The sequence below is a fragment of the Micromonospora sp. IBHARD004 genome, from assembly GCF_052814115.1.
This window is the reverse complement of record NZ_CP199934.1, coordinates 2,226,043-2,238,891: the sequence shown is the minus strand read 5'-3', so window position 1 is coordinate 2,238,891 and position 12,849 is coordinate 2,226,043. Positions and strand designations below refer to the sequence as shown.

At 68.8% G+C, this 12,849-nt stretch carries 12 protein-coding genes; 10 read left to right on the top strand and 2 right to left on the bottom strand.

All coding sequences use genetic code 11. From position 1 onward, the window contains the following. Window positions 1-168: 168 nt before the first annotated feature. Together ACTWO6_RS10900 and ACTWO6_RS10895 are read left to right on the top strand one after the other, a co-directional pair. On the top strand, window positions 169-645 hold the full coding sequence (locus ACTWO6_RS10900) for an IS5 family transposase (protein WP_446219505.1): 477 nt from the start codon (window positions 169-171) through the stop codon (window positions 643-645). A 508-nt stretch (window positions 646-1,153) separates the two neighbouring features. Further along, window positions 1,154-1,663, top strand: a complete 510-nt coding sequence (locus ACTWO6_RS10895; protein WP_446219504.1) for an FBP domain-containing protein — start codon at window positions 1,154-1,156, stop codon at window positions 1,661-1,663. A gap of 228 nt (window positions 1,664-1,891) precedes the next feature. Here the strand turns inward: ACTWO6_RS10895 and ACTWO6_RS10890 are convergent, their stop codons facing one another. Next, on the bottom strand, window positions 1,892-2,050 hold the full coding sequence (locus ACTWO6_RS10890) for a hypothetical protein (RefSeq protein ID WP_446219503.1): 159 nt from the start codon (window positions 2,048-2,050) through the stop codon (window positions 1,892-1,894). A 519-nt stretch (window positions 2,051-2,569) separates the two neighbouring features. Here ACTWO6_RS10890 and ACTWO6_RS10885 point away from each other — a divergent pair. The 7 genes from ACTWO6_RS10885 to ACTWO6_RS10855 all read left to right on the top strand — a co-directional run bounded on the left by ACTWO6_RS10885 (window position 2,570) and on the right by ACTWO6_RS10855 (window position 10,407). Further along, a complete protein-coding gene (locus ACTWO6_RS10885) occupies window positions 2,570-2,977 on the top strand; it encodes a Fur family transcriptional regulator (protein ID WP_446220623.1) in 408 nt (135 codons plus the stop codon). 34 nt (window positions 2,978-3,011) lie between these two features. Then, window positions 3,012-5,207, top strand: a complete 2,196-nt coding sequence (gene katG / locus ACTWO6_RS10880) for a catalase/peroxidase HPI (protein WP_446219502.1) — start codon at window positions 3,012-3,014, stop codon at window positions 5,205-5,207. A 625-nt stretch (window positions 5,208-5,832) separates the two neighbouring features. Further along, the gene (locus ACTWO6_RS10875) at window positions 5,833-6,540 is read left to right on the top strand and encodes a SanA/YdcF family protein (protein WP_446219501.1); all 708 of its coding nucleotides are present in this window, start codon (window positions 5,833-5,835) and stop codon (window positions 6,538-6,540) included. A gap of 306 nt (window positions 6,541-6,846) precedes the next feature. After that, window positions 6,847-7,791, top strand: a complete 945-nt coding sequence (locus tag ACTWO6_RS10870) for an FAD-dependent oxidoreductase (protein ID WP_446219500.1) — start codon at window positions 6,847-6,849, stop codon at window positions 7,789-7,791. 70 nt (window positions 7,792-7,861) lie between these two features. Then, window positions 7,862-8,614, top strand: a complete 753-nt coding sequence (locus ACTWO6_RS10865) for a phosphotransferase (protein WP_446219499.1) — start codon at window positions 7,862-7,864, stop codon at window positions 8,612-8,614. Between the two features lie 235 nt (window positions 8,615-8,849). Beyond that, window positions 8,850-9,656 carry a dimethylargininase gene (gene ddaH, locus ACTWO6_RS10860; RefSeq protein ID WP_446219498.1) on the top strand — a complete coding sequence of 269 codons (807 nt, stop codon included), beginning with the start codon at window positions 8,850-8,852 and terminating at the stop codon, window positions 9,654-9,656. 343 nt (window positions 9,657-9,999) lie between these two features. Beyond that, window positions 10,000-10,407 carry an MmcQ/YjbR family DNA-binding protein gene (locus ACTWO6_RS10855; protein WP_446219497.1) on the top strand — a complete coding sequence of 136 codons (408 nt, stop codon included), beginning with the start codon at window positions 10,000-10,002 and terminating at the stop codon, window positions 10,405-10,407. Between the two features lie 122 nt (window positions 10,408-10,529). On the opposite strand, the gene ACTWO6_RS10850 is transcribed toward ACTWO6_RS10855, so the two are convergent. Beyond that, a complete protein-coding gene (locus ACTWO6_RS10850) occupies window positions 10,530-11,120 on the bottom strand; it encodes an SMI1/KNR4 family protein (protein ID WP_446219496.1) in 591 nt (196 codons plus the stop codon). 299 nt (window positions 11,121-11,419) lie between these two features. Here ACTWO6_RS10850 and ACTWO6_RS10845 point away from each other — a divergent pair, with 299 nt between their 5' ends. Continuing rightward, window positions 11,420-12,829: an RNA-guided endonuclease InsQ/TnpB family protein gene (locus ACTWO6_RS10845; RefSeq protein ID WP_446219495.1), complete on the top strand. Its 1,410-nt coding sequence runs from the start codon at window positions 11,420-11,422 to the stop codon at window positions 12,827-12,829. Window positions 12,830-12,849 lie beyond the last annotated feature (20 nt).

Here is a 12,849-nt window from a genome sequence, read left to right as displayed (position 1 = left end):
CTGAGATCCTTCGACCGCCTGGAGCGTGCCGGGTACCCCCGGCGGGTGCCGGACCCCCACGACCGCCGCAGCGCCCGGGCACTCTCAGAGCGCGTTTGGGATGTGAGTTGGTCGGGCGTGTCGCACAGCGGGTCCGATCGATGGGTGCGGCTCGGTCGGTGGACAGGTATGGATCGTGTGCGGCGGTATCCGTCTGACCTGACCGACGTCGAGTGGGAGATCGTGGAGCCGATGCTGCCGTCTCCGCAGTGGATGGGCAGGCCGGAGAAGCATCCTCGCCGGGCGATCATCGACGGGATCTTGTACGTAGTGCGCGCGGGCTGCGCGTGGCGGTACCTCCCGGTCGATTCTCCGCCCTGGCAGACGGTGTACGCGCACTTCACGAGGCTGAACAGCCGGGGTGTGACCGAGCGGATCCTCACCGAACTGCGGGAGCAGGTCCGCCTGGCCCACGGCAGGCAGGCCGAGCCGACGGCGGGGATCATCGACTCGCAGAGCGTCAAGGGCGCCGACACCGTGCCCCGGGGTTCCCGCGGCTACGACGCCGGTAAAAAGATCAACGGCAGGAAGCGGTTCATCGTCACCGACACCGACACCCTCGGACTGCTGGTCACCGTCTGGGTGTTAGCAGCGCGGCTCGCCTGATGGTCGACCGGATGATGACGGCATCTGCCGGTAGGTGGCGTGATCTCACAGAGTCCTTGCGGCTGGAGTCCGACCGCCGGCACGTCGACAGCATCGGGGCGACGGGCCGGCGCCACACGGGCTCGCCCGGCGACGTGTCCCAACGCCAGGCCGGGCTCACCCCCTCCAGTCCCGTCCGCCCCGGACGCGAGCGCCGCTCATATTCGTCCCTCCCCGCCATGGTGGGTCAGCGGGAGCGGGGCTCGGGCGCAGATCAGGCACAACGAATGCCTTTCGTCGCTCGTGCTCGCCGGTTTGGCTGCTCACCTGGCTGCCCGCCGGGGATGCTGATGCCTCGCTTACAAGCTCTGTGCGGCGGGTCCGTTCGTGTACGCGCCCGTGCCCGGCCCCGGTCGCTCGTCCGGCGGCGATCCAGCGCACCCGCCGCCGTACAGGCCCTTGCTGTCAACCTTGCCGTCGGGCCGTTAATCCCTGGCTGGAGCGGACGCCCGCGGTTACCTTCGGGCACATGAACCAGGTCACCGAGGCAGAGCTGCGTGCGTCCTTCGTCAACTGCACTCGGGGCGAGCGGGCTCGGATCACACTGCCTGGGCCGCTCGCCACGGTTGACTTCGACCGCCTCGATTTCCTCGGCTGGCGCGACCCCAAGGCACCCGACCGCGCTTGCCTGGTCACCCAGGCCGACGATCGTTGGGTCGGCATCGTGCTACGGGCGGCGGCGAAATCGGCGAAGTCACTCACGAAGAGCACGATGTGCTCGCTGTGCATGACCTTGCACGCCTCCTCGGGCGTCGCGCTCTTCTCGGCACCGCTCGCTGGGACGGCCGGCCGCAACGGCAACAGTGTCGGCACCTACATGTGCGCCGATCTGCAATGCTCGCTCTACGTGCGTGGGCTGCGGAAGTCAGATGCGATCGCCCGGATGAACGAGACCATCGACCAGGCCGAGCGCATCGACCGGCTACGTCGGCAGGTCGGCCTGTTCATCGACAACGTGCTTGCGCCGACCCTGGTGTGAGGGCCTTGCTGTCAGCGTTGCTGTCAGTCGACCCAGCACGGATCTTGATGTTCAGGATTCCCGGTGGGGTTGGAGCCCCCAGCCGGGATCGAACCGGCGACCTCTCGCTTACAAGCGCTGCCAGCATGAGCCGGAGCGTCGGCCGTCGGTTGCCCCGTCCGGCTCGTTCCTGGGGCGCGTGCGCGTCCGTCTCTCGCGGTCTGCGACGGCTGATGTCAGCCGTCGATGTCAGTCGGCGTGGACCTGGCCCTCGTCGACGACGTGCAGGACTCCCACGTAAACCGGTCCCGCTACGGTGATCCCGTGGCACGTTTCAGCATGATGGCTCGCGTCGATCGTCCCGCCGAGGTTGCAGAGGCCGCCGCGTGGATCGAGCAGCACCGTCACGTCGTGACCTCGATATCGCAAGGTGGCTGCGGTTGCTGTGTCCGTTCCTGGCGGATCGATGGACCGCGACACCTAGCAGACACCATCCCGCCGGCGTTGACTGTGGACGACCCATACTGGGAGCGAGACCGAGCCACGCAATGATCGTCAGACGTTGAAGCGGAACTAGAAGCTGCTATCCGTCCACCGGCCAGAACAGCCCTCGGCACCTGCTCACGCGGCCTCTGGGCTTGCCACGGCTGATCGCTGGTTGACGACGGTTTCACGGCCTCTTGGGCCCCCCGCGTGCCCCGCACTGCCAGGAGCCGGCAGACGGAGGTCAACGCCACGGGACGCTGATCAAGGGGACCGCGGACGTGGAGTTCGTTGACGGTCGGCTCCGTTGATGTCAGCTGTGGATATCAGGCGAAGCGTCAAGCCCCGCACTGCCGGGGCCGCGCGGGCGCCACCGGATTCTTGATGCATTCAAGAAAGTGGGGGATACTGCGCAGCGTGCCCGCGACCTCGGACTTCGAGCGCATGCTGCGCGGGGCGGCGCTTCGCGTGACCCGTCCGCGGCTGGCGGTGCTGACCGCGGTGCACGCGCATCCGCACGCCGACACCGTCTCGATCTTCGGTGCCGTGCGTACGGAGCTCCCCGAGGTGTCCCACCAGGCCGTGTACGACGTGCTGCGTGCGCTGACCGCCGCGGGGCTGGTGCGGCGCATCCAGCCTTCCGGCTCAGTGGCTCGCTACGAGTCGCGGGTCGGGGACAACCACCACCACGTCGTGTGCCGGTCGTGCGGTGCCATCGCCGACGTCGACTGCGCCGTCGGCGAGACTCCCTGCCTGACCGCGTCTGACGACCAGGGCTTCTCGATCGACGAGGCCGACGTCACCTACTGGGGCATTTGTCTCGAGTGTGTCCCGGCACCAGCAACCAGTTGATAGAACGAGAAGTAAAGACGGGAGAAGGAACGACGTGTCTGATCGCGGCAGCGAGAGTGAAAACCCTGTAATCCCATCCCCCACTCAGAAGCGGACTCGACCCAGGACGAACCAGGACTGGTGGCCGAATCAGCTGAACCTGCAGGTTCTCCACCAGCACTCGCCGCGAGCCAATCCGATGGGCGGGGACTTCGACTACGCCGAGGAGTTCAAGACCCTCAACGTCGAGGAGCTCAAGCAGGACGTCCTCGACGTGATGACGACGTCGCAGGACTGGTGGCCGGCCGACTACGGTCACTACGGGCCGCTCTTCATCCGGATGAGCTGGCACTCCGCCGGCACGTACCGCATCGAAGACGGCCGTGGCGGTGGCGGCGACGGCGCCCAGCGCTTCGCCCCTCTCAACAGTTGGCCCGACAACGCGAACCTCGACAAGGCGCGCCGGTTGCTGTGGCCGGTCAAGCAGAAGTACGGCCGGAAGATCTCCTGGGCCGACCTCCTGGTCTTCGCCGGCAACGTTGCCCTGGAGTCGATGGGCTTCAAGACGTTCGGCTTCGGCTTCGGGCGAGAGGACATCTGGGAGCCCGAGGAGATCTTCTGGGGGCCTGAGGACACGTGGCTCGGAGACGAGCGCTACAGCGGTGACAGGGAGCTCACCGGTCCTTTCGGTGCCGTCCAGATGGGCCTGATCTACGTGAACCCGGAGGGCCCGAACGGCAAGCCGGATCCGCTGGCTTCCGCACGTGACATCCGGGAGACCTTCCGTCGCATGGCGATGAACGACGAGGAGACAGTTGCACTCATCGCCGGCGGCCACACGTTCGGCAAGACCCACGGTGCGGGCGACGCCAGCTTGGTCGGCCCCGAGCCCGAGGGCTGCCCCGTCGACCATCAGGGCCTTGGCTGGAAGAGCACCTTCGGCAGCGGCAAGGGCAAGGACACGATCACCAGCGGGCTCGAGGGGGCGTGGACGCCCACCCCGATCACCTGGGACAACAGCTTCTTCGAGACGCTGTTCGGGCACGAGTGGGAGCTGACCGAGAGCCCTGCCGGCGCGAAGCAGTGGAAACCGAAGGACGGCGCCGCGGCGGACGCCGTGCCCGACGCGCACGACCCCTCGGTCAGGCACGCTCCGATGATGGCGACGACGGACCTCGCGCTGCGCGTCGACCCGGTGTACGAGCAGATCTCGCGGCGTTTCCTGGAGAATCCGGACCAGTTCGCGGAGGCGTTCGCCAAGGCGTGGTTCAAGCTGTTGCACCGCGACATGGGCCCCGTCTCGCGCTACCTCGGCCCGTGGGTTCCGGAGCCGCAACTGTGGCAGGACCCCGTCCCGGCGGTCGATCACGAGCTGGTCGCGGACGAGGACATCGCTGCCCTCAAGGCCAAGCTCCTCGCATCGGGACTGTCCAGCTCCCAGTTGGTCTCGACCGCCTGGGCGTCGGCGGCGAGCTTCCGCGGCACCGACATGCGGGGCGGGGCCAACGGGGCGCGGATCCGCCTCGAGCCGCAGAAGAACTGGGAGGTCAACGACCCGGCCGAGCTCGCCACCGTGCTGCAGGCCCTGGAGCAGATCCAGCAGGAATTCAACAACTCACAGTCCGGCGGGAAGAAGGTCTCGCTTGCTGACCTGATCGTCCTCGGCGGGTGCGCGGCCGTCGAGCAAGCGGCCAAGAACGCCGGGCATGACGTCGCGGTCCCGTTCTCACCCGGGCGCACGGACGCCTCCCAGGAGCAGACCGACGTGGAGACGTTCACCGTGCTCGAGCCGAAGGCAGACGGGTTCCGCAACTACCTGCGAGCCGGAGAGAAGTTGTCGCCGGAGACCCTGCTGCTGGACCGGGCCAACCTGTTGACGCTGACCGCTCCCGAGATGACGGTCCTGATCGGCGGCATGCGGGCCCTGAACGCCAACGTGGGGCAAGCACGACACGGCGTCTTCACCGGGCGGCCCGAGACGTTGACGAACGACTTCTTCGTGAACCTGCTGGACATCGGCACGGAGTGGAAGCCATCCGCCTCGGCCGAGAGCGTCTTCGAGGGTCGGGATCGCGCCACAGGCGAGGTCAAGTGGACCGCCACCACGGTTGATCTCCTCTTCGGTTCGAACTCCCAGCTCCGAGCCATCGCGGAGGTCTACGCCAGTTACGACGGGCAGGAGAAGTTCGTCCAGGACTTCGTCGCGGCGTGGGTCAAGGTCATGAACCTGGACCGGTACGACCTCGCCTGATGCCAAGGGGCCCCGGTCACCGAGAACGGGACCGGGGCCCCTCTGTCCCTGGCCAGATGGGGGTGGGCGCGGCAGGTTTCGAACCTGAGACCCCTCGCTTGTAAGCTCCGCGCGCTCCGAAGCGCAGTAGCGGCAACAGCGCGACCGCCGGCACCTCGCTGACGCGGCCGGCTTGCGCTCCCCCACGCCGCGCCGGTCCTGGCCCCGCGGCCCGGCCGGCTGCCGGCCCACTGCCTTACCCGTCAACCGCCTGTGGTTGTCCAGCGGTCCGCCGGGCTCCCCGCTCTCCACGCCAGCCGCCGGGCGTTCGGCGCGGTCCCGTCCATGGCGCGACGCAGAGGGGCGGCTCGGAGCCTTGGCTGGCATCCCATCATCGGTCACCAGCTTCGGATTCGGGCGCTTCCCCGAATCTGGCGGCCTCGGTCCGCGCCGTGTCGATGATGGCGCCGGCCTCCAACCGGGCCACTGTCGCACGACGGCGTCCAGTCGGGACGGGGGCGGGCGCTCGACCCGGATGGGGCTGCCGCGGACGAGGGTGTCGTAACTGCATCAACACACCCCGCGCAGAGGTCGGCTGGCGCCCGTCGGTATCGGCGGAGCGGTAGAACAGGAATAATTCCGCGGCATGCGGGCGCGATTCGCCGCGGTCAGGCGGTGGTACGGGGAGCACAGGCGGGTCGTCCGCCGTGTGCTTCTCGCGATGGTCGTCGGTGCGGTGCTGTCGAGCGGCTGCACGGTGGCCAGCGTGGCGTGGATCCGCAGTGGTGCGGACGGCCACATCTACAGCGAGGCCGGCGTGCCGGATGCGCCGGTCGCCCTGGTCCTGGGCACCAAGGTGGGCACGGACGGCACGCCGTCACCGTTCCTCGCCGCCCGGCTGGAGATCGCGCAGCGGCTGTTCGACGGCGGCAAGGTTCGGGCGATCCTGGTGTCCGGCGACAACATGAATGCCGACTACAACGAGCCCGACGCGATGCTGCGCTGGCTGGTCGACCGGGGCGTGCCGGCGCAGAAAGTGGTGCTGGACCACGCCGGCTTCGACACGTACGACTCGTGCGCGCGGGCAAAGCGGATCTTCGGGGTGCAGCGCGCGACCGTGGTGACCCAGTCTTTCCACCTGCCCCGGGCCGTGGCGCTGTGCCGGAGCCTCGGCATCGATGCCAACGGCGTGGGCGACGAGACCGCGAAGCGGTACGCCCAGCGGTGGTGGGTCAGCTCCAGCCGCGAGTACGGCGCCTGCGTTAAGGCGGCGCTGGACCTGCTCTCCGGCCGGGACCCGATCCATCTCGGCCGCCGCGAGACCGGCATCGACGACGCTCTCCGGGACGGCTGACGACGGCCGACACCGGCAGCCGGGCACGACGGGAGTCGAGATGATCACTAGAGCCTCCGTCGCCCGGGACGCGCGCGGCTTCGTCCGTTGGGTGCCAGCCCTTCCGCAGGGGTGCGTCGGCGCGCCGGTCCTCATCTGGAACCCCGGGCCAACGGCCCATACACCGGGCGTACCACCGAGCCCGCCCTGACCTGAGCAGCGGCAAGCAGCAGGCGGACGTCCTGCTCGTCTTCGCCCCTACGTCCTTGGCCCTGCCCAGGCGTCCGTTACCCGGAAGGGCACCCCGATGTGGTGTGATCTCAAGGCATGAAGGTCAGGGTCGTCGGTGCCGGTGTTGTGGGCTTGACCAGTGCACTCCGTCTGAGGCAAACCGGTCATGAGGTCGACGTAGTTGCCGCGAGAATGGGGAAGAGCACCACATCGTCGGTCGCCGCGGCACTCTGGTATCCCTACCGCGCCTACCCGGAGGCGGACGTAACCCGATGGTCGGCGACCACCTACCAGGTGCTGCGCGGCCTGACCTCCGATCCGTCCGCCGGCGTGCGAATGCGCCACGGGCAGGAGTTGTTCCGTCAGCACACCTCCGACCCGTGGTGGCGGGATGCGGTTCCCGAGCTGGGTCGGGTTGCGGTCGACCGACTGCCGGCCGGCTACGTCGACGGTTACGAACTGAGCGTTCCGGTGGTGGACATGGCGGTGCATCTGCCATGGCTGCTCGGTCAGTTGCAAACGGCGGGGGTCGCCGTTTCAACCCGGTACGTGGATGATCTGGCCGGGGCCTTCGAGGACGTGGATGCCGTGGTGAACTGCACCGGGCTGGGTTCCAGGGAGTTGGTCCACGACGAGACCCTCACACCGGTACGGGGACAGGTGATCGTCGTCGCACAGTTCGGCCTGACCGAATGGCTACTCGACCAGAACGATCCCGAACAACTGATCTACGTCGTACCCAGGAGCGACACCGTGCTGCTCGGCGGCACCGCCGAGGAGGGCGACGAGGACCTAACCGTCAGGCCGCAAACGATCACCGACATCCTGAAACGGTGCACCGAGCTGGTGCCCGCGCTCGACAAGGCCCGCATCCTCAGCCATCGCGTGGGCCTACGTCCTGGGCGCCCGACCGTGCGGCTGGAAACCGAGTTCATCGACCGCGGTCCGGTGGTGCACTGCTATGGCCACGGTGGCGCCGGAGTCACACTGTCCTACGGCTGCGCCGAGGACGTCGCCGAACTCGTATCAGGACTGTCCTGACCGCTGTGGGCCCGGCGTCGCAGCGGTGCCGCCTTACCGTCATTCGGCGCGCGGCCGTTAGGGTCGCGTGGTGAGTCAGGGCGGCGAGCATGACGTGGAACAACCCTTGGCCGGGGGCCGTTTGACGGCTGGTGTGGTGCGGGTTGGAGACACGGTGCGCCGCCCAGCGTCGCCGGCGTCGCGTTACGTGGCGCGACTGCTGGCTCATCTCGTCAGGAAGGGTTTCGACGGCTGCCCTCAGCACCAGGGGTGGGACCAATACGGCCGTGACATCTTGTCGTTCGTGCCCGGCCACGTTCCTCCACGATGGCAGCACTTCACCGACGACCAGGTCGGACAGGCAGCGACGCTGCTGCGAAAACTGCACGATGCCACGCGAGACCTGATGCCCAGCCTCCGGGAGGAGGTGGTTTGCCATCACGACCCCGGTCCGAACAACACGGTCTTCCGCGACGGTCAGCCGATCGCCTTCATCGACTTCGACTTCGCGGCGCCAGGCCACCCGCTGGAGGACGTGGGGTACATGGCGTGGGCATGGTGCATCTCGTCACGGCCCGATCGGGGACCCGCGACAGAGCAGGCCCGCCAGGTGCGGATCCTGGCGGACGCCTACGGCTTGAGCCCGACCGACCGGGACCGTCTACCTGCCGCCATCGGCGAGCGCTTACGCCGCAACGAGGCGTTCTGGCGAGACATCCTCGACGACGAAGCGGCCTCGGTCGCTCGCGCACGCTCTGGCGAGGTGCTCGCCTGGACCCGACGCGAATTGGCCTACACCGAGGCCAACCAAAAGACCTTTATCGCCGCACTCAATTCGGCATGAGTTGCAGCCGGGCCCAATCATGCAACGGCCGGAAGCCGACACCTTCGGAGCAGCCGAAGAGGTCACCGAGCAGAAAGTCCTGATCGATCGATATTGATGTCGAGCCGCCAGGCCACCCACGTCGCCCTCGTACAGGTCGGCGACGAGCGGCATTCGCATTCCTCGACTGGGCGCAGCGCGAACTGCTGCCTGCCCTGCTTGAGCTCCGCTGACAGGGGCACGGCAGACTGGTGGCATGACGCGAGGCATTGCCCTGGTCCGGCGACCCAGCGGCCGGCTGGCCGAGGGGCTGGTCACCCACATCGAGCGCAGCGACGTGGACGTCGCGCAGGCCCGGCGTCAGCACGAGGCGTACCGGGCCGCGCTCGCCGAAGCCGGCTGGCAGGTGCGCGAGGTCGCCCCCGCCGACCACTGCCCCGACTCGGTGTTCGTCGAGGACACCGTCGTGGTCTGCGATGGCCTGGCGGTGATCACCCGGCCGGGCGCGGCACAGCGCCGTCCAGAGATCCCCGGCACGGAGAAGGCGGTACGCGAGGCCGGGCTGGAAGTCGTGCGCATCGAGGCTCCCGGGACGCTGGACGGCGGCGACGTGCTGCAAATCGGCACCACCGTGTACGTGGGCCGAGGCGGCCGCACCAACGGCGAGGGCGTGGCCCAACTGCGCGCCCACCTGGCGTCCCGCGGACGCACGGTAATCCCGGTCCCGCTGCGCGACGTGCTGCATCTCAAGTCGGCCGTGACCGCGCTGCCCGACGGCACCCTCCTCGCGCTGCCGGAACTGCTCGACACGACCGCGCTCCGACAGCCGATGCGCACGGTCGACGAGGAGGCCGGCTGCCACGTCGTACCACTCGGGGATGACCTCGTACTGCTGGCCGCGTCGGCGCCGCGCACCGCGGCGCTCGTTGCGGACCTCGGCTTCACACCGGTCGTCGTCGACATCGGCGAGTACGAGAAGCTTGAGGGCTGCGTCACCTGCCTGAGCGTGCTGATCCCCCGGGTCCAACCCACGCCTGCGCCGGACTCGGTCGGCGGCAGATGAGTACGTCGGCCGGCGAGTGCGGCAGGGCGCGGTCGCGGACGCGGACGCGAACGCGGTAGAAGCCGACCACCACGGACAGACGGCGCGAGACTGTCGAGGGCTGGAAGCGGCGTACGTCCTGGAGCCAGTGCCCGTGTCGCTCGATGTCCGCGCGTGCGGCCGACAGCGGAACGCCCGACCCGGCCACGTTTGGTTCATCGCGTACGCCCCAGCTCCATGGCGAGCGGCAGGTGGCTCTGTCGCTGCCGGCCGGTCGTCTCGCTGTGGAGTCTTGTGGGCCGGCGGCGCGGCGCCGGCGGTTAGGCTGTACGGATGCAGGGGGCGGTGTCCTGGAGCGACCTCGATGGCTGACGCCGACGATGTCCGTCAGGTGGCGGTGGCGCTGCCTCACGTGGTCGAGATCGACAGTGACGGCTTCGACTTCCGAGTCGCCGGCAAAGGGTTTGTTTGGTCCTACCCGGAGCGCAGAGCTGGTACGTCGCGCCTCATCCGGACCGATATCGCGGTGCTGTACGTCGGCGACGAAGCGGAGAAGCAGGCGTTACTCCTCGGCGAGCCCGAGGTTTTCTTCACCACGCCCGCGTATGACGGGTTGCCCCTGGTCATGCTGCGGTTGACGCACGTGAGCGTCGACCGTCTACAGGAGCTCATCACCGACGCGTGGCGCATGCGTGCCCCGGACTCGCTCGTCGGTGACCTCGATGACGGAACCGACTCGTTGGACCCAGGTCTGAGCAGAGCTGATCAGTAGGTAGAGGTAGCGCTCCCCCCGCCACCGGAGGCGGAGCCTGCGGAAGGCTGGTCGATCGCCGTCTGCGCCAGCAGCAGCAAGGTTGCGTGTCCCGCACGCTCCGCGGCATGACAGTACGTTTCTCAGGAGGCGTCGAACCATCGCTTGCCAGCTGCCCAGTGCCGTAGCCACCCGGCGAACCCCGGGCTGGCGGTGGTGTGACCGAACTCCGCCCCGAACGGAGCGGCGCCCTCAGGGCTGATGTTCCAGATATGGCCGCGATGCCGGCCGGTCACTATCAGGTGCCAGTACATCCCACAGCCGTCCGTGCCGAGCACGACCGACCCGTGGTTGAAGACTGGGTCGAGCAGCGGCTCGATCTCCTCGTATGGTCGGGGATCGTCCTCCCATAGCCACCCCTCAGTCAGCGGGAAGGGTGCGCTCAGGTTTCGCACCGGACGATCGTCGCCCCAGTCGTCGGGCATCTCCGCGACGCCTACGAGGCCGTAGTCCGGCGGTCCGGAGAAGGATCCATCCGTGATCTCGGCGACGAACGTCCGGTACGGCTCCGGCAGAACGATGCCGTGCTCTGCTTCGAAGGCGTATACCCCTGCCCAGCCCAGAGCCGATTCGCCAGCGTCATCCACGCTGAAGGCGTTACGGAGCTCGGTGAGGTCGTCCGGGTAGGCGTACTCGGTGTTCATGTCGCGGTTGATATCACGGTCCTTCTTCAAGGTGTAATCGGCAGAGTCGACCGTCCTGCAGCGAGCTCGACGGCCACGCGACCAGCGGCAAATGAGTGCGCTTGGTCAGCTAGCGCCCGCTGATACGGTGCCCGCGTGATCAAGGACTTGACCGACGCCTACCTCCAAGCGGTGGACGAGGCGCTGCCTGGCTTCGTCGAGAAGCTCCACGTCGTCGGCTCGGCGGCACTCGGGGCCTGGGTGCCCAACGCTAGTGCCGTGTCCACAAGCGTTGGCCGGGTTGGTCGGGGTTGGGGAAAGTGTCGTAGGGGTGGTGTTGGCTTCGGTTCGTGCCTCGTCGTCGGGATCCCGCCGCTCCTCGGGTTGTGCATCGCACCGCACGGATCGGATTGCGGGTGACGCCGGGCCAGCGGCGCCGTTGTTTCGGGCTGCTGCGCTCGGCCGGTGATGTATGGGCGTGTGTGTTGGAGGTGAACGCGTGGCGGCGGCGCCGCCGGGACGCGCCGCTGGTCGGCTATCAGCAGCTGTGCCGCGAGTTGGCGGCATCCGGGCCGGGCACCTTCGCTGAACTCGATTGCACCGGGGCGCGGTCGGTGTTGCGGCGGTTTTCGGATGCGTGGTTCGCGGCGGCGAAGCGCCGCAGCGCCGGTGACGTGTCGGCGCGGTTCCCGCGTCGTCGGCGGGGGCTGGTGCCGGTGCGCTGGTATCACGGCACGTTCACCCTCGACGGGCGCCAGGTGCGGATCCCGACCGCCAGAGGCACTACCCCGTTGTGGGTGCGCCTGGCGCGCGACGTGCCGTATCCGGCCGAGCAGGTCCGCTCGATCACCCTGCTGTGCGAGGGTAGGCGGCTGTTCCTCGACGTGGCCGCCGAGGTGCCGGTGGCCGTCTATCCGCCCGGCGAGGAACCGGACCCCGGCCGGGTGGCCGGGGTGGATCTCGGGATCATCCACCCCTACGCCGTGGCCGGCCCCGACGGGGAGGGGTTGCTGGTGTCGGGGCGGGCGATCCGCGCCGAGCACCGGATGCACCTGGCCGACACCAAGGCCCGCCGCCGTGCCGTGGCCCGCCGTGCGCCGAAGCCGGGTGAGAAGGGGTCGCGGCGGTGGCGGCAGTACCGGCGTCGGGCACGCCTGGTGGAGGGCCGGCACCGGCGCAGGGTTCGTCAGGCCCAGCACGAGGCCGCCTCCACGGTGATCTCGTGGGCGGTGCGGCAGCGGGTCGGTGTGCTGCACGTGGGCGATCCCCGCGGGGTGCTGGACCTGCCTGCCGGGCGGCGGCACAACCTGCGGCTGCGGCAGTGGCAGATCGGCCGGCTCCTGCAGGTCCTCACCGACAAGGCCACCCTGGCCGGTATCACCGTCCGGCTGGTCGACGAACGCGACACCTCCTCCACCTGCCCCGCCTGCCGACGGCGGGTGCCGAAACCGCGTGGGCGGACCTTGTCCTGCCCGCACTGCGCGTTCTCCGGGCACCGCGACCTGGTCGCGGCCGCCAGCATCGCCACCCGTACCCCGGGCGGCGGATCCACCACCCCGGCAGCGGTTGTGCTGCCGCAGGTGGTCACGCACCGTCGAGCCGGCTGGCACCTGCCCGGTGCCGGCCGGTCCCGGCGTGACCCCCGCCGGCGGCGCGAGGATCAGTTGGCCCGCGGAGGCCCGCCCCACCAACCGGTGGGGAGTCGCTCGCCTGCTACGGCGAGGATCCACAACACCCACCGGAGACCCGGTGAACGTTAGTGGACACCGCACTAGCGACG

Excerpts from the sequence above, each read along its gene's own strand:
- ACTWO6_RS10870 (WP_446219500.1), top strand. The coding sequence starts at position 6,847 with ATGAAGGTCAGGGTCGTCGGTGCCGGTGTTGTGGGCTTGACCAGTGCA.
- ACTWO6_RS10900 (WP_446219505.1), top strand. The coding sequence starts at position 169 with ATGGATCGTGTGCGGCGGTATCCGTCTGACCTGACCGACGTCGAGTGG.
- ACTWO6_RS10895 (WP_446219504.1), top strand. The coding sequence starts at position 1,154 with ATGAACCAGGTCACCGAGGCAGAGCTGCGTGCGTCCTTCGTCAACTGC.
- ACTWO6_RS10885 (WP_446220623.1), top strand. The coding sequence starts at position 2,570 with ATGCTGCGCGGGGCGGCGCTTCGCGTGACCCGTCCGCGGCTGGCGGTG.
- ACTWO6_RS10875 (WP_446219501.1), top strand. The coding sequence starts at position 5,833 with ATGCGGGCGCGATTCGCCGCGGTCAGGCGGTGGTACGGGGAGCACAGG.
- ddaH (WP_446219498.1), top strand. The coding sequence starts at position 8,850 with ATGACGCGAGGCATTGCCCTGGTCCGGCGACCCAGCGGCCGGCTGGCC.
- ACTWO6_RS10855 (WP_446219497.1), top strand. The coding sequence starts at position 10,000 with ATGGCTGACGCCGACGATGTCCGTCAGGTGGCGGTGGCGCTGCCTCAC.